Annotated in this window: 15 protein-coding genes and 1 pseudogene; 7 read left to right on the top strand and 9 right to left on the bottom strand. The window is 63.6% G+C overall.

Annotated elements, in window-relative coordinates; all coding sequences use genetic code 11:
- Nucleotides 1-85 precede the first annotated feature (85 nt).
- Nucleotides 86-1,114, bottom strand: a complete 1,029-nt coding sequence (locus A7A09_RS05100) for a substrate-binding domain-containing protein (RefSeq protein ID WP_106690359.1) — start codon at nt 1,112-1,114, stop codon at nt 86-88.
- A gap of 780 nt (nt 1,115-1,894) precedes the next feature.
- Between A7A09_RS05100 and A7A09_RS05095 the strand changes: the two genes are divergently transcribed.
- The 6 genes and pseudogenes from A7A09_RS05095 to A7A09_RS05070 all read left to right on the top strand — a co-directional run bounded on the left by A7A09_RS05095 (nt 1,895) and on the right by A7A09_RS05070 (nt 7,596).
- Nucleotides 1,895-3,427, top strand: a complete 1,533-nt coding sequence (locus A7A09_RS05095; protein ID WP_106690358.1) for an acyl-CoA carboxylase subunit beta — start codon at nt 1,895-1,897, stop codon at nt 3,425-3,427.
- 205 nt (nt 3,428-3,632) lie between these two features.
- Nucleotides 3,633-3,767, top strand: coding sequence for a hypothetical protein (locus A7A09_RS21795; protein ID WP_281277398.1), 135 nt, complete (start codon nt 3,633-3,635; stop codon nt 3,765-3,767).
- Between the two features lie 605 nt (nt 3,768-4,372).
- Nucleotides 4,373-4,612, top strand: a complete 240-nt coding sequence (locus tag A7A09_RS05085; protein WP_106690357.1) for a YMGG-like glycine zipper-containing protein — start codon at nt 4,373-4,375, stop codon at nt 4,610-4,612.
- A gap of 75 nt (nt 4,613-4,687) precedes the next feature.
- Nucleotides 4,688-4,909, top strand: coding sequence for a hypothetical protein (locus A7A09_RS05080; RefSeq protein WP_106690356.1), 222 nt, complete (start codon nt 4,688-4,690; stop codon nt 4,907-4,909).
- 105 nt (nt 4,910-5,014) lie between these two features.
- Nucleotides 5,015-7,011: pseudogene (locus A7A09_RS05075) on the top strand (acetyl-CoA carboxylase biotin carboxylase subunit).
- Between the two features lie 3 nt (nt 7,012-7,014).
- Nucleotides 7,015-7,596: a hypothetical protein gene (locus A7A09_RS05070; RefSeq protein ID WP_106690355.1), complete on the top strand. Its 582-nt coding sequence runs from the start codon at nt 7,015-7,017 to the stop codon at nt 7,594-7,596.
- Here A7A09_RS05070 and A7A09_RS05065 read toward each other — a convergent pair.
- Nucleotides 7,562-7,771: a hypothetical protein gene (locus tag A7A09_RS05065; RefSeq protein WP_106690354.1), complete on the bottom strand. Its 210-nt coding sequence runs from the start codon at nt 7,769-7,771 to the stop codon at nt 7,562-7,564. The genes A7A09_RS05070 and A7A09_RS05065 overlap by 35 nt on opposite strands.
- A gap of 99 nt (nt 7,772-7,870) precedes the next feature.
- Nucleotides 7,871-8,272 carry a DUF4174 domain-containing protein gene (locus tag A7A09_RS05060; RefSeq protein ID WP_436277780.1) on the bottom strand — a complete coding sequence of 134 codons (402 nt, stop codon included), beginning with the start codon at nt 8,270-8,272 and terminating at the stop codon, nt 7,871-7,873.
- Nucleotides 8,273-8,449: 177 nt separating this feature from the next.
- Between A7A09_RS05060 and scpA the strand changes: the two genes are divergently transcribed.
- On the top strand, nt 8,450-10,585 hold the full coding sequence (gene scpA / locus A7A09_RS05055; RefSeq protein WP_123225475.1) for a methylmalonyl-CoA mutase: 2,136 nt from the start codon (nt 8,450-8,452) through the stop codon (nt 10,583-10,585).
- Nucleotides 10,586-10,617: 32 nt separating this feature from the next.
- Here scpA and A7A09_RS05050 read toward each other — a convergent pair whose 3' ends face one another.
- The 6 genes from A7A09_RS05050 to A7A09_RS05025 form a co-directional block, all read right to left on the bottom strand.
- A complete protein-coding gene (locus A7A09_RS05050) occupies nt 10,618-11,706 on the bottom strand; it encodes an SPOR domain-containing protein (protein WP_106690353.1) in 1,089 nt (362 codons plus the stop codon).
- Nucleotides 11,707-11,777: 71 nt separating this feature from the next.
- Complete coding sequence (upp, locus tag A7A09_RS05045) at nt 11,778-12,413, bottom strand: uracil phosphoribosyltransferase (protein ID WP_106690352.1); 636 nt, start codon at nt 12,411-12,413, stop codon at nt 11,778-11,780.
- Complete coding sequence (locus tag A7A09_RS05040; protein ID WP_106690351.1) at nt 12,410-13,369, bottom strand: adenosine deaminase; 960 nt, start codon at nt 13,367-13,369, stop codon at nt 12,410-12,412. Before A7A09_RS05040 ends, upp begins: the two co-directional genes overlap by 4 nt.
- Nucleotides 13,366-14,553: a phosphopentomutase gene (locus tag A7A09_RS05035; RefSeq protein ID WP_106690350.1), complete on the bottom strand. Its 1,188-nt coding sequence runs from the start codon at nt 14,551-14,553 to the stop codon at nt 13,366-13,368. The genes A7A09_RS05040 and A7A09_RS05035 overlap by 4 nt, the downstream gene beginning before the upstream one ends.
- Nucleotides 14,546-15,835: a thymidine phosphorylase gene (locus tag A7A09_RS05030; protein WP_106690349.1), complete on the bottom strand. Its 1,290-nt coding sequence runs from the start codon at nt 15,833-15,835 to the stop codon at nt 14,546-14,548. The genes A7A09_RS05035 and A7A09_RS05030 overlap by 8 nt, the downstream gene beginning before the upstream one ends.
- The gene (locus tag A7A09_RS05025; protein WP_106690348.1) at nt 15,832-16,227 is read right to left on the bottom strand and encodes a cytidine deaminase; all 396 of its coding nucleotides are present in this window, start codon (nt 16,225-16,227) and stop codon (nt 15,832-15,834) included. Before A7A09_RS05025 ends, A7A09_RS05030 begins: the two co-directional genes overlap by 4 nt.
- Nucleotides 16,228-16,348 lie beyond the last annotated feature (121 nt).

Below are 16,348 nucleotides of genomic sequence, written 5' to 3'. Positions count from 1 at the left end.
TCCTCTGATCGCGATCCGAAACGTTTCGGATTTGTTAGCGAAAACATTCTCACGCTGTCAACGATTCGTTATGAGAGGAGGATCTTCAGCTTCGCGGGACGGCGGTGGATTGACGAAATAGGGTCTGATGCGAGCCGATCAACTGCAACTTCGGCAGCGGCGCTCCGGCAATCGCGTCGGCGAGGCACCCGGCCAAGGGCTTCCAACTGTCACGCAAGGGCGCATCGGTCACGCTCAGCGCCGGATAAAAGGCCGCGGTCTGCAGATTTGCCAAGCGGTCGTCATGTGCGACGACCGACACATCGTCCGGGATCGTCAACCCCAGGGCCTGCAGCGCCTGATATACCCCCTTGGCGATCCGCACATTGCCACAGATGATCGCCGTCGGCGTATCGCCCCCCGGCGAGAACAGATCGACCGTCGAAACCAGCCCGAACGCCTCGGTCATTTCGCTGTTGCGGGTGATTGCCTTGTCGGCGCCGCCCCCCGCCCCGGCCAGGGCCCGCATATAACCGCGCCGCCGCGCACCGACATAGGTGCGCCCCTCGACCCCGTTCAGCAGGGCAATCCGCCGATGGCCAAGAGACAGGAGATGATCGGTCAGTTCATAAAAAATACCTTCATTATCAATGTCGAAATAAGGATGTTCCGGATTCTCGCCAATCCGGCCATGCACCACGAATGGCACATCGAGTTCGGTCAGGAACGCCGCCCTCTCGTCACCGTCCTCGGGATCGACCAGGACGAAGCCATCCAATGCGCCATTCCCGATCAACCGCCGATAAACCGGCAGGATCGGCTCTCCTTTCTGCGCGATATGCAGGACGAATTGCATCTCACGCGCTGAAAAATGCGTGGACAGCCCGGCGACCACCTCCATGAACAGCCCATCCGAAGACAGGTCGGGAGACCAGGGCACAACCAGCCCCACCATGCCGGAACGCCCCGACACGAGCTTGCGCGCCGAAATATTGGGCTGATACCCCAACGCGCGCGCGACGGCATGGACATGCTCGCGCGTCCGGGCGCTGACATCGGAATGATTGTTGAGTGCGCGGCTGACCTGGGTCACCGAAAGCCCGGCCTTCTTCGCGACATCCTTCAGCGTTGACATGACAGCTGCTCCCGCGCTCTATCCGAAACGTTTTCGAACTTATCGCCAAGATCGGCCTGAATGTCCAATTGAACGATCATTCTCTTGCCGCATCCATATAAGGGAACTCAAGGCGGCTGGAATAGTGGAAGGGGCTGCCGCCCAAACCTGTTCTTCCGGCGAGTGTATCGAGCGTCATGTTACACTGCTCCCGCAATCTGCGCAGGTGAGCGGCCAGTTGTTGAAAGGCGGATTTCGAGGATACTCCCAAACATGATATATCCGTCAAGTGACGTGAAGCGAACTTTTCCGGGCGTGCAGTGTAGAGGGGCCGAAGCATTGATGGGTGAGTCTCTCAAGACCGCGAAGAAAGCCGGGAAGACGCTTGTTACGCTTGACACACGCGCAGGCGACGTATCGGAGGCCTGTATCCCGGCTGAACGCGCAATCGATGCGTCTTGTTCAGACCGCTCCCTCCAAAATGCGCCGCCTCTTTCAAGAATGACGACACCATGTTCGGTGGAGAATAAGTTATCTGGAATCAAGCAATTATTATTGAGTTGAGTCGGCAGGCGCCGTTCTCACATCTCGAAGGCGCGAGAATGGAACTCGATTGGGCCGATTGGCGCCGATTGAAATGCCTCCGTCCCGGATGACGGGGCGCGGAACAATCTGCGTGATTTAGCACTTTTGCAGTTTGCGGCGACCAGCGACCGCATAGTTTGCAAATTTCCCGTATTTTCCTTTCCTGCGCCCGCAGCGCAAGCTATTTTCCCTTAACCCAACCGAAAGGCCCGGCCCATGAAGGATATTCTGCAAGAGCTCGAGCGCCGCCGCAACGAGGCCCGTCTTGGCGGCGGCCAGCGCCGTATCGATGCACAGCATGCTCGCGGCAAGCTGACGGCGCGCGAGCGGATCGAGCTGCTGCTCGACGAGGGCAGCTTCGAGGAATTCGACATGTTCGTCGCGCATCGCTCGACCGATTTCGGGATGGAGACCGACCGGCCCTATGGCGACGGGGTGGTGACCGGATGGGGCACGATCAATGGCCGCATGGTCTATGTGTTCAGCCAGGATTTCACCGTATTCGGCGGCTCGCTGTCGGAAACCCATGCGCAGAAGATCTGCAAGATCATGGATATGGCCATGCAGAACGGCGCGCCGGTGATCGGGCTGAACGATTCGGGCGGTGCCCGTATCCAGGAAGGCGTGGCCAGCCTTGCCGGTTATGCCGATGTGTTCCAGCGCAATATCATGGCCTCGGGCGTGATCCCGCAGATCAGCGTGATCATGGGTCCCTGCGCGGGCGGCGCGGTCTACAGCCCGGCGATGACCGATTTCATCTTCATGGTGAAGGATACCTCCTACATGTTCGTGACCGGCCCCGACGTGGTCAAGACGGTGACGAACGAGGTGGTGACGGCGGAACAGCTTGGCGGCGCCTCGACCCATACCAGGAAAAGCTCGGTCGCCGATGGCGCATTCGAGGATGATGTCGAGGCGATCTCGGAAATCCGCCGCCTCTTCGATTTCCTGCCGCTCTCGAACCGCGATGGCGTGCCCGAGCGCCCCTTCTTCGACGATCCCGCCCGGATCGAGGAAAGCCTCGACACGCTGATCCCCGACAACCCGAACCAGCCCTATGACATGAAGGAACTGATTGCGAAGGTCGCGGATGAGGGCGATTTCTACGAGATCCAGAAGGATTTCGCGGGCAATATCATTACCGGCTTCATCCGCATCGAGGGGCGGACCGTGGGCGTGGTCGCCAACCAGCCGATGGTGCTGGCAGGCTGCCTTGATATCGACAGCAGCCGCAAGGCGGCGCGTTTCGTGCGCTTCTGCGACGCTTTCGAGATCCCGATCCTGACCTTCGTCGATGTGCCGGGCTTTCTGCCGGGGACGGGCCAGGAATATGGCGGCGTCATCAAGCACGGGGCCAAGCTGCTCTTCGCCTATGGCGAGGCGACGGTGCCGAAGGTCACGGTCATCACCCGCAAGGCCTATGGCGGCGCCTATGACGTCATGGCCTCGAAACATCTGCGCGGCGATTTCAACTATGCCTGGCCCACGGCCGAGATCGCGGTGATGGGCGCAAAAGGCGCGGTCGAGATCCTCTATCGCAGCGAATTGGGCGATGCCGACAAGATCGCGACGCGGACCAAGGATTACGAGGACCGCTTCGCCAATCCCTTCGTCGCCGCCGAGAAGGGCTTTATCGACGAGGTGATCCAGCCCCATTCCACCCGTCGCCGGGTCGCCCGTGCCTTCGCCTCGCTGCGCGGCAAGAAGCTGTCGAACCCGTGGAAGAAACACGACAACATTCCCCTGTAACCCGCCGGGATCCAATGCCAATGCACAAGCATGTGAATGATGCAGCCGCGCCACAGCCCAGCAGAGTTCTGCCGAGGCCATATATGACCGGCTGTCTGCATGCCTATCGACAGGCTATCATGGATAACTGTCCGGCCCGCAACGAGGCCGGCACAAACCCGAGCAGTCGGGCGCAATGCCGCCCGCATTACAGGAGAGTTAATCCATGTCGAAGAAGATCATTCTCGGCCTTGTCCTGGTATCGGCCTTTGCCGCATGCCAGCGTCAGGAGCCCGTTTATGTGCCGCAGGTCGATCCGGTCACGACCGAGCCGCAATTCCCCAACGGTAAATTCGGCTGAGGCCGATCATCCGATGAATCTGCGCGGGCGGCCCGGTCGCCCGCGCCCTCCGCGCCCGATTTTCACGCGAAAGGGCGCAACATGCTGAAGCATCGCGGTTTCCCGGGCCGCCTTCCCGGCACGGATTACCAGTTCACCATCCGGCGCGAGAACAAGAAGGGCGCGACCCCGCTGACGCGCCGCGAACGTTATCGCGACCGCAAGCCTGCGGACCGACGCGCCGATGCGGGCTTCCTCGCCGCACTGATCGAACATTTCGGCGACGCGCCTTTCGAACGCGGCAACCTGGATGCCGGCCGCCTGTCATGGCTGCTTGGGCGCGAGGTTCTGCCCGAGGGCGAATTGGACCCGACCGATTACGAACAATTGCTGCGGGTGGACATGTCCTGTGCCGAGGCCTCCTTCCCCGAGATCTTCGCTGCCGGCGCTTGGCGAGGACGATTGGGACGATGGATCGGCGGAGGACCGCTGATGCGCGAATTGCTGCCAAGCGGAACTTTTCCACCCATAAGCCCGTTGGACAGGCGTGAGTACTATGTGATAGTTGCGCGTCCGATCTACCAACCGCCTCTCAACGAGGCCTCAAATACAGGCAATACGAACCCATGCAGACTTCACTGTTTACCCGCCTCGCCGGTGCCTCTCTCGTTCTTCTGGGGCTGGCCGCCTGCGATCCCAACTACCAGACCGGCCTTTCGCCCGATACGCAGCGTGCTGCCGGTGGCGCGGTTGCCGGTGCCGTCATCGCCAAGGCACTCGACGAAGATATCGCGACCGGCGCCGCTCTCGGTGGTGCAGCCGGTGCGCTTTGCGACGACGCGGGCGTTTGCCAACGCCGCTACTAAGTCCCACAGATACCGTGAACCAAAACGGCTCGGTCCGCGTTATGACCGTAGCAATAACAGGACAGGATATCTGATATGGGCAAGACAATCGCTCTGGCAGCCGCACTTGGCGCGACTTTCGTGGCAGGGTGCACGCAGAACATCAGGCCGACCGACATCGACCGCGGCGTATTGGGTGCAGCCGCCGGCGCAACCATCGCCAAGGTCGGTGGCCGCAAGGAAAGCGACATCTACAAGGCCGCAGCCATTGGCGCGGCCGGTGGCGCGCTCTGCGACGACGTGCGGCTTTGCGAATAACGTTCTGACCGCGCTGCGGGATTCCCGCGGCACGATCTCATTGAAACCGTCCGTGGCCATTCGGCTGCGGGCGGTTTTTTCATGTCTTCCGGCCAAGGATAAGCAATGTTCAAGAAGATCCTGATCGCCAATCGGGGCGAAATCGCCTGCCGCGTCATCAAGACGGCCCGCAAGATGGGGATCGCCACGGTTGCGGTCTATTCCGATGCCGACCGCGATGCGCTGCATGTGAAGATGGCCGATGAGGCCATTCATATCGGCCCGGCCCCGGCGAACCAGTCCTATATCGTGATCGACCGGATCATGGACGCCATCCGCCAGACCGGCGCCGAGGCGGTGCATCCCGGTTATGGCTTCCTGTCCGAGAACATGAAATTCGCCGAGGCGCTGGAGGCCGAGGGCGTGGCCTTCATCGGCCCCCCGGCCAAGGCCATCGAGGCGATGGGCGACAAGATCACCTCGAAGAAGCTGGCCGCCGAGGCCGGGGTCAGCACCGTGCCCGGCTATATGGGGCTGATCGCGGATGCCGATGAGGCCGTGAAGATCTCGGGTGAGATCGGCTATCCGGTGATGATCAAGGCCAGCGCGGGTGGCGGCGGCAAGGGCATGCGCATCGCCTGGAACGATGCCGAGGCGCGCGAGGGGTTCCAGTCCTCGAAGAACGAGGCGGCCAACAGTTTCGGCGACGACCGCATCTTCATCGAGAAATTCGTGACCCAGCCCCGGCATATCGAGATCCAGGTGCTGGCAGACAGCCAGGGCAATTGCGTCTACCTGCACGAGCGCGAATGCTCGATCCAGCGCCGCAACCAGAAAGTAATCGAAGAGGCCCCCTCTCCCTTCCTGGACGAAGCGACGCGCAAGGCGATGGGCGAACAGGCCTGCGCGCTGGCCAAGGCGGTTGACTATACCAGTGCAGGAACGGTTGAATTCATCGTCGATGGCGAGCGGAATTTCTACTTCCTCGAAATGAACACCCGCTTGCAGGTCGAGCATCCCGTGACCGAGCTGATCACCGGCGTCGACCTAGTCGAACAGATGATCCGCGTGGCCGCCGGCGAGGCGCTGCCCTTTGGGCAATCAGATCTGAAGATCAACGGATGGGCGCTCGAGTCGCGGCTTTATGCCGAGGATCCCTATCGCGGTTTCCTGCCCTCCATCGGCCGCCTGACCCGCTATCGGCCCCCTGCCGAGGTCGCGGATGCGGCCCATGTCGTGCGCAACGATACCGGCGTGTTCGAGGGCGGCGAGATCAGCATGTTCTACGACCCGATGATCGCCAAGCTCTGCAGCTGGGCGCCCTCTCGCCAAGAGGCCATCGAGGCGATGCGGGTAGCGCTGGACGAATTCGAGGTCGAGGGGATCGGCCATAACCTGCCCTTCCTGTCGGCGGTGATGGATCACCCGAAATTCGTCGCGGGCGAGATGACCACCGCCTTCATCGCCGAGGAATATCCCGACGGTTTCCAGGGCGTTCAGCCATCGGATGGCGATATTATCCGTATCGCGGCTGCGGCGGCCGCGATGCATCGCGTGGGTGAGATCCGCCGCGCCCGGATCAGCGGGCGGCTCAACAATCACGAACGCCATGTCGGCGAGAACTGGGTGGTCTTTGTCGGGGATCGCGACCTGCCGGTGAAGATCAGCGCCGACCGCGAGGGCGCGACGGTCCATGCCGAAGGCGCGACCTGCGGGTGGAAAGCGACTGGAGGCCGGGGCAGTCCCTGGCCCGGATGCAGGTCGATGGCCGTCCCCTGGTGATGAAGGTGGACAAGATCGCGGCGGGTTTCCGGCTACGTACGCGCGGCGCCGATCTGCGCGTCCATGTGCGCCGTCCCCGCGCCGCCGAACTGGCCCGGCTGATGCCCGAAAAGATCGCGCCGGACACGTCGAAATTCCTGCTCTGCCCGATGCCGGGGCTGGTGGTGAAGATCAACGTGGCCGCCGGAGACGAGGTGCAGGAGGGTCAGGCCCTGGCCACCGTCGAGGCGATGAAGATGGAAAACATCCTTCGCGCCGAGAGGAAAGGCGTGGTCAAATCCGTCGATGCCGAGGCCGGGCAAAGCCTCAAGGTCGATGACGTCATCATGGAGTTCGAATAGCCCTTGGACTGGCAGCCGCTCATATGGAACGAACGGGTCGTTGCGGCCCTTGTCACTGCCATCGTCGGTGGTGGCGTCGTGGCGATGGGCTGGTTCTGGACCCATGCCCTGTCACGTCGCCGGGATCTGGTGTTGCGGCGCGAGCGGATCAACGACATGCAGCGCGCGCTTCTGGCCGAGATCCGGGCTCATGTCGTGGTGCTGGAACGGCAGATGAAGGATTCCCCCTATGAGCACGCGATGCAGCGCATGCTGTCCGAGGGCTATGCACCAATTCTGCCGCATGACGCGAATGACAGGATTTTCCGTGCCGTGGTCGGGGATGCGCATATGCTGCCCGAGGCGACCATAGACCCGGTGGTGCGCTATTACCGCTTGCTGACGGTGCGGACGGCGCTTGGCCAGGACGTGCTGCGCCTGATCACGGGTGATCCCGACCGCGCCACGAGCATGTTCCTGGATTATGTCGCGATTGAAAGCGAAACGCTGGAAACCGGCCGCGAGGCCGTGAACGCGCTTGCCGCAAGCCTGCAAGGCAAGGCGGTGCCGGTCAATAGAACGAGCGCGGACCGGAGCGACCAGTGATGGGCGTCAATCCCAGGGCAGAGGTCACGTCATTGACCGAACCGTTCTTGTCCAGGAATTCCTTCCTGGCCCGCAGGATTTCCTGCAGGCGCAAACGCAGCTGTTCGAACCTCTCGGCGCTGACGGCCGGGGCGGAAGGCTGGTTTTCCTTGCGCAAGCTGGTCGATTTCGCCATGTCGATTCCTCCGGTCAGGGGCGGGCATATCCGCCGTCCTGTCTTGAATATAGGGCTGCCGACAGCATTCCGCAATCCGAAGCTGCATCGCGGTAAATTCTATGGCATCGCCCCTGCACGCCCGATTTCCTGCCTGCGCAGCGGGAACTTGTCGATGGCGCGGCTGATCTCGCGCACGTCCCAGGGTAAGGGTTTGCGCAACTTCACCTGTCCATCCTTGTCCAGGACCACCAACGAAAACCCCCTGGGATGCAACCTCCGCCGCCAGTCGCTGCCCGATTGCGGTTCCGTATCGGTGATCACCACCACATCACGCTCGATCAGCATCCGGGGGGCAGAACGCAACGCCCGCATCTGCTCGATAAAGGCGGGGTCATTGGGCGTATCCGCAAAGACCACGACAGGGCGCGACGTCCACTGGAAATCGTCGGGCGAGGCCTCGCTTGCCTCGTATATCGTCAATTCGGGCCGCTCCGCTTCCGGCTCGGACGTATCGGCCATTTCCTCCGGGCTCATCGGGCGGGCGGGTTTGGCCGCAGGCACCTCTTTCGGCGGCGGCGCATCGCGCGCCGGGCCCATGGCGGCCAAGGCCATCACGATTATCAGGAATTTCAACTTCATCGGCACCTCATCCTTATCTGAATATAGGAAAGGGCGGCCCATGGGAAAGGCAGGATCATGACAAAACCGACATTGGAGGATTGGCGGAAGCTGGCTGAAAAAGAGCTGAAGGGCCGCGACCCCGACAGCCTCGACTGGCAGACGCTGGAAGATATAACCGTCAAGCCGCTTTACACCGAGGCCGATACCGCGACGCTGGAACATATGGGCAGCCTGCCCGGGCTTGCCCCCTTCACCCGAGGCCCCCGCGCCACGATGTATGCGGGCCGTCCCTGGACGATTCGGCAATATGCGGGCTTTTCCACCGCAGAGGAATCCAACGCCTTCTATCGCCGGGGGCTGGCGGCGGGCCAGCAGGGCGTCTCAGTCGCCTTCGATCTCGCCACCCATCGCGGCTACGACAGCGATCACCCCCGCGTCGTCGGCGATGTCGGCAAGGCGGGCGTGGCCATCGACTCGGTCGAGGACATGAAGATCCTGTTCGACGGCATCCCGCTGGACAAGGTCAGCGTCTCGATGACCATGAACGGCGCGGTGATCCCGGTCCTGGCGAATTTCATCGTCACCGGAGAGGAACAGGGCCATGACCGCTCGGTGCTGTCGGGGACCATCCAGAACGACATCCTCAAGGAGTTCATGGTTCGCAACACCTATATCTACCCGCCCGAGCCCTCGATGCGGATCATCAGCGACATCATCGAGTTCACCTCGACCCGGATGCCGCGTTTCAACTCGATCTCGATCTCGGGCTATCACATGCAGGAGGCCGGGGCGAATCTTGTTCAGGAGCTGGCCTATACGCTGGCCGACGGGCGCGAATATGTGAAGGCGGCGATCGAGGCGGGCATGGATGTGGATGTCTTCGCCGGACGGCTGTCGTTCTTCTTCGCGATCGGCATGAATTTCTTCATGGAGATCGCCAAGCTGCGGGCAGCGCGGATGCTGTGGCACCGGGTAATGACCGAATTCGGCGCGAAAAAATCGTCTTCCCTGATGCTGCGCACCCATTGCCAGACCTCGGGCGTCAGCCTGCAGGAGCAGGATCCTTACAACAACGTCGTCCGCACCGCCTATGAGGCGATGTCGGCAGCCCTTGGTGGCACGCAATCGCTGCATACCAACGCGCTGGACGAAGCCATCGCCCTGCCCACCGATTTCAGCGCCCGGATCGCGCGGAACACGCAGCTTATCCTGCAGGAAGAGACTGGCATCACCAATGTCATCGATCCGCTGGCCGGCTCCTATTACGTCGAAAGCCTGACCGCCGAACTTGCCGAGAAGGCATGGGCGCTGATGGAGGAGGTCGAGGAGATGGGCGGCATGACCAAGGCCGTGGCAAGCGGCATGCCCAAGCTGCGCATCGAGGAATCCGCCGCCCGCCGCCAGGCGATGATCGACCGGGGCGAAGAGGTGATCGTGGGCGTCAATAAATACCGCAAGGACAAGGAAGACCCGATCGACATTCTCGATATCGACAATGTGAAGGTCCGCGACAGCCAGATCGCCCGGCTGGAAAAAATCCGCGCAACCCGTGACGAGGCCGCATGCCAGGCGGCGCTGGACGAGTTGACCCGCCGCGCCCGCGAGGGTGGCAACCTGCTGGAGGCCGCAGTCGAGGCCGCCCGCGCCCGTGCATCAGTCGGAGAGATCAGCATGGCCATGGAAAAGGAATTCGGCCGCCACCGCGCCGAGGTGAAAACGCTGGCGGGGGTTTACGGCGCCGCCTATGAGGGCGACGAGGGCTTCGCCGCGATCCAGCGCGATGTCGAGAAATTCGCCGAGGAAGAGGGCCGCCGCCCGCGCATGCTGGTGGTCAAGATGGGCCAGGACGGTCATGACCGCGGCGCCAAGGTGATTGCCACCGCCTTCGCCGATATCGGTTTTGACGTGGATGTGGGGCCGCTGTTCCAGACTCCGGAAGAGGCCGCGCAGGATGCGCTCGACAATGACGTGCATGTTGTCGGTATCTCCAGCCAGGCGGCGGGTCACAAGACGCTGGCGCCCAAGCTGATCGAGGCGCTGAAGGCTCAAGGTGCCGGGGATATCCTGGTGATCTGCGGCGGCGTGATTCCGCAGCAGGATTACGAATTCCTGCAGAAGGCCGGGGTCAAGGCCATCTTCGGACCGGGCACCAACATCCCCGCCGCCGCCGCCGATATCCTGCGGCTGATCCGCGAGACGCGGCACGATTGACATGCCCGCCGCCTGCCCTAAAAGGCGGCGGGTCAACGGGCGACGGCATTCGCATAGCCCATATCGCGAAGCAAATTCAGCGCGGCTACCAGGGACCGCCTGTCACGGAAGGGACCGGCAAGGATCAGCTGCCGCGCCTGTTCCCCGCCCTGCTCGTGACCACGGGCCACGGGATAGCCCATCGCCGCCAGTTTGCGGATGGCCTCGTGGGCGCCGTCGTCATCCGGGAAACTCCCGACCTGAACATAACGCGCAGAGGCCGGGATCAGTTCGGGTTTGGATTTGGGCTTGAGTTCCGCTCCGGCCGTCCGGGCAGGTTTCGGCTTCGAAGCATCTCCGGTGCGTTTCGTGACGCTAGCCGTAGCCTCGATCCTGTCCCCCCGTGATTTAGGTCGTTGTGCCACCACCGTGACCTTGGCCGGTCGCCCGGACTCCTGCGGCCCTGCGGCTTCGGAGCCCTTGGCGATCGGAGCAGTCTCATTCCCATGCTGCTCTTGTCGCGAGGACTCATTGCCATCCGCCAGACGCTGTCCGGTGATGATCCGCACCAGGGGCTCTGCGGCACGCATGCCGGGGCACAGCCCCTGTGTCACATCCCCGCCCAGGATCGGCCCCGAATCCGGGTCAGGCTCATAACCCAGCCTCGCACAGAGATCCGAGCCGGGAGACAGACCGGCAATGCTGGCCCGGATCGCGTCCTGCTTTCTCGTCAGCGCCCCGAAAACGGCCACCAGCTTGCTGTCATCCGCAGGCGGTGCGGGATCGAGACGCGCCTCGGGGGGGCGGGGATCGGCGGTGAACTCGCCTTGCCTCAGCCCCGCGGCAAGATGTTCCAGCAACAGTTCCTCCGGATCCGGTGAAGCGGCGGGACTACCGGGGGGCAGGACCGACACGGTATCGGGATCGGTCCGCCTCGCCGACAGGCTGGGAGGAAAGCCGCAGATCGCCTTGCCCCGGTTGTCGAGGCGAGGTGTCCAGCCATGGCCATCCCGGGTAAAGACGCAGCCCCGCCCATCGATATATTGCTCGCCCGTGAAGCTGTCAGGCGGCAATGGCGACGGCGTTGCCCCGGCTGCACCCGTCAGCGCCGCCATGAACAGCAAGCTCCAGATATTCCGCATCGGCCACCTGCGCGTTTCGATCCCTTGGCTCACGCATAGGCCAAATCCCTGAAGCTGCGATTAATGCGGGCCTATTTCGTGCCGAACATCCGATCACCCGCATCGCCAAGTCCCGGCACGATATAGCCGTGATCGTTCAGCCTCTCGTCCAGCGCAGCGGTAAAGACCGGCACGTCGGGATGAGCCTCGCGCATCCGCTCGACCCCTTCGGGCGCAGCCAGAAGGCAGAGGAAGCGCAGGTTCTTCGCGCCATGCTCCTTGAGCTTGTCGATCGCCGCCACCGAGGAATTCCCGGTCGCCAGCATCGGATCGACCACGATGGTCATCCTTGCATCCAGCGCATTGGGCACCTTGCAGTAATACTCGACCGGCTGCAGCGTCTCGGGGTCGCGGTAAAGGCCGACGAAGCCGACCCGCGCCGAGGGGATCATTTCGAGGATCCCGTCGAGCAGCCCGTTCCCCGCCCGCAGGATCGAGATCAGCGCCAGCTTCTTGCCCTCCAGCGTCGGGGCCTGCATCTCGCAGATCGGGGTCTCGATGGTGGTGGTGGTCAGCTCCAGCTCGCGCGTGACCTCATAGGCCAGAAGCAGGCTGATCTCGCGCAGCAGCCGGCGGAAACCGGCGGTCGAGACATCCTTCTTGCGCATGATCGTCAGCTTGTGCTGGACCAGCGGGTGGTCGATGATGGTCAGGTGCTGCTTGGTCACGGAAACTCCTTTCTGAGCCGCTCGGCCGTTGTCTCGTCGCAAAAGGCGGCATCGATGGCCCATCGATTGATCTGTGCGAATTCCTCTTCGCCCCATCCGAAAGCATCGGCAAGGCGATTATATTCATGCCGCATGGTGGTGTGGAAAAATGGCGGATCGTCGGTCGAGACCGTGACCCTGACCCCGGCATCCATCAGTTTTGCGATCGGATGCGCGGGCCAATCGGACCAGATCCCCAGGGCGATGTTCGAGCCGGGGCAAATCTCCAGCACCGTGCCGCGCGCGGCCAGGTCGCGGACCAGCGCCGGATCCTCGATGGCGCGGACACCGTGGCCGATCCGGCTGACACCAAGGTCCAGCGCCTGCCGGATGCTTTCGGGACCGCCCCATTCGCCCGCGTGGCAGGTCAGCCCCAGCCCGGCCTCGCGCGCGCAATCGAAGCTCCAGGCGTAATCCGTCGCCGCGCCCACCGCCTCGGCCCCGCCCATGCCGAAACCGGCGATCCAGCCGCCCGCCACCTCTGCGGCGCATAGCGCGGATTTCTTCGCCCGCTCGGGACCGAAATGACGGATGGCGGTGACGATGCCGCGACTGTCGATGCCCTGCCCGCGCATCTGCTCGGCAATCTCGGTCATCGCCGCCAGGTAATCGCGCCAGGCCACAAGATCGGCCCCGCCGCAGAATTCGGGCGACACGAAAATCTCGGTATAGATCACCCCTTGCTCGGCCGAGCGCTCCAGCACCTCGCCCAGCAGGCGCGCGAAATCCTGTGGAGTTTGCAATACGCTTGTCGCGGCCTCGTAAACCCGCAGGAATTCGTCAAAGTCGCGATAGGCGTAATGTCCCCGGGCATCGAAGATCCCCGAGAGATCGACATGTTTCTCGGCCGCCAGCGCACGGATGAACGAAGGCGGCGCGGCCCCTTCGAGATGCAGGTGAAGTTCGATCTTTTTCACAGGAAAGGCGTCCCATGTTGCGGGGCGGGCAGGCCCAGATGCGCCATGAGTGAGGCGCCGATATCGCTGAACCCGACCTGCCCGATTTCGCGACGGCCCAGGCCGAAGCCCAGCACCGGAACCCGCTCTCGCGTGTGATCGGTGCCGAACCAGCTTGGATCATTGCCGTGATCGGCGGTGAAGATGGCCAGATCGCCGGGGCGGAGCGTCTCGATCAGCCGGCCGGCGATGCCGTCGAACCATTCAAGCTGGGCGGCATAGCCGGGAATATCGCGCCGATGGCCGTAATTCGTGTCGAACTCGACGAAATTGGCGAAGGTCAGGCTGCCCGGCTCGGCCTCTTGCCCGAGGCGGAGCAGATGCCCGGCCAGATCGGCGTCGGATTTGCCCTTGTGCAAATGAGCAATGCCGCGATGGCTGAAGATGTCGCCGATCTTGCCGATGGCATGGGTGACCCGCCCCGATCTTGCAGCAATATCGAGGATCGTGTCGGCGGGCGGCGCGATGGCAAAATCACGGCGGTTGGGGGTGCGTTGGAACCGTCCCGGAGCCTCGCCCACAAAGGGGCGCGCGATGACCCGGCCCACCCGCATCTCGTGCAACATCGGCGCCAGCCCCTCGCAGAGCGCCAGCAGCCGGTCGAGGCCGAAATGATCTTCATGCGCGGCGATCTGCAAGACGCTGTCCACCGAGGTATAGCAGATCGGCCAGCCGCTGCAGATATGCCGGTCCCCGAAATCCTCGATGACCTGCGTGCCCGAGGCATGGCAAGCGGCCAGGATCCCATCGGTTCCCGCCAATTCGCAGATCCGCGCCGTGACCTCGGGCGGGAATGCCGGGATCGCCTTGGGGAAGTAATGCCATTGCCAGGGCACCGGAACGCCCGCCATCTCCCAATGGCCGGACGGGGTGTCCTTGCCCGGTGAAATCTCGGTCGCAGCGCCCCACAGCCCTTGCGGCTCGGCGTCAAGTCCCGGCGCATCCTGCCCGCTGGAAAGGCGAATGGCGGCACCGAGCCCCAAGCGGTCGAGATGAGGCATATGCAAAGGCTGGGCCTGCGCGATATGGGCGATGGTATTGGTGCCGGTATCAGGCTTGTCGTCATTGAAAAAATCACCGGCATCCGGCGCGCCGCCGATACCGGCGCTGTCCATGACGATCAGGAAGGCGCGATTCTCAGCCATCTGCGGCGATCCTTTCGCGAACCAGCGGGCCGGGCGTGGCCGGTTCGCCGATCCGGTAAGCGGCCTGCACGGCGGCGATAGCGATCTCGGCGGCCGTATCGTCGGCGGCATGGACCATGGCCAGCGGCGCGTCGGGGCCGACCTGCTCGCCCAGCTTGGCCAGACCGGACAGGCCGACGCGATGGTCGATCCTTTCCCCGGCCCGGACACGTCCGCCGCCCAGGGCGACAACCGCATGACCCAGGGCGGTTACGTCGATCCCGGCCACCGCCCCATCCGGCGCCGGTACTGGCCGGATCACCGGCGCGGCAGCCAGATACATCCCGGGCCGGTCGATCAGATCCCCCGGTCCCCCCTGCGCCGCGACCATGCGGCCAAAGGATTCGGCAGCCGCGCCGCCGTCCAGCACCCGTTCCAGCCCATCCGCCTCCTGCCCGGCCAGTTCCAGGCATTCCGCCGACAGTGCCAGCACCAGATCGCGCAAGGCCCCCTTTTCGCCATGCAGCACCCGGATCGCCTCGGCCACCTCCAATGCATTCCCGGCGCTGCGGGCCAATGGCTGATCCATATCCGAGATCAAGGCCGATGTCCGGCACCCTACCCCGTTCGCCGTCTTTACCAGCACCTGCGCCAGACGCCCGGATGCCTCCGGGCTCCGCATGAACGCACCCGAGCCCGCCTTGACGTCCAGCACCAGCGCATCCAGTCCCGCCGCCAGCTTCTTGGACAGGATCGAGGCGGTGATCAGGTCGATCGACTCGACCGTCGCCGATTCGTCGCGGATCGCGTAAAGGCGGCGGTCGGCGGGGGCGAAATCCGTCGTCGCGGCCACGATGGCGCATCCGGTATTCTTCACGATCCGGCGAAACTGTTCCTCGGATTGGTCGCAAATAAAGCCGGGTATCGCCTCGAGCTTGTCCAGCGTGCCGCCGGTATGGCCAAGGCCCCGCCCCGAGATCATCGGCACGAAAACCCCGCACGCCGCCAACAGCGGCGCCAGGACCAGGCTGACCGTGTCGCCGATCCCTCCGGTCGAATGCTTGTCCACGACCGGCCCCGGCAGATCCCATCGCATCACATGGCCGGAATCGCGCATCGCCCTTGTCAGCGCCACCCGGCCTTTCTCTCCCAGCCCACGGGCCAGGACGGCCATCGCGAAGGCCCCCGCCTGCGCATCCGAGACCGAGCCATCGGCAAGCCCCCGCGCGATCAGTGCCGCGCCCGATCCATCCAGCCCGCGCCCATCCCTGACCGCCGCGATGACGCTGCGCGGATCGGTCATGATGTCTTGCTCATATGGCCCGAATCGAAACGGCCCGGCAGAAGGTCCCCGATCGTCGTGGACAATGTCGCGCCGCCGGTCGTGGCCAGCAGCACCGGCGTCTCGGCACGGCCGAATTCGGCCAGCTTCTGGCGGCAGCCGCCGCAGGGCGGCACGGGGCCGGGGCTGTCGGCGATGACGGCGACCTCGACCAGTTCAGTCTCTCCTGCCGCGACCATGGCGGCAATCGCCCCGGCCTCGGCGCAGGTGCCCTCGGGATAGGCGACATTCTCGACATTGCAGCCGCGATAGACGGCGCCCGAAGCCCCCCGGATAGCCGCCCCCACCTTGAAATGCGAATAGGGCGCGTAGGCCGAGTCGCGCACTTCCCGCGCCGCATCCAGTAGTGACATCGCTTTCCCCGCTTCCTGTCCTGTTTCAAGTTTTGCGCGTCATCCGGTGCCAACGCAAGCCGAACCCTCCTGTTCCCCGCCGCAGAAATGGTTTAACGGTGAACTAACCTGAAATCGGAGG

Origin of the sequence: Paracoccus methylarcula, from assembly GCF_003007735.2 — a bacterium.
Taxonomy (GTDB): domain Bacteria; phylum Pseudomonadota; class Alphaproteobacteria; order Rhodobacterales; family Rhodobacteraceae; genus Paracoccus; species Paracoccus methylarcula.
The sequence above is the reverse complement of the archived record's forward strand: the minus strand, read 5'-3'. Positions and strand labels throughout refer to the sequence as shown.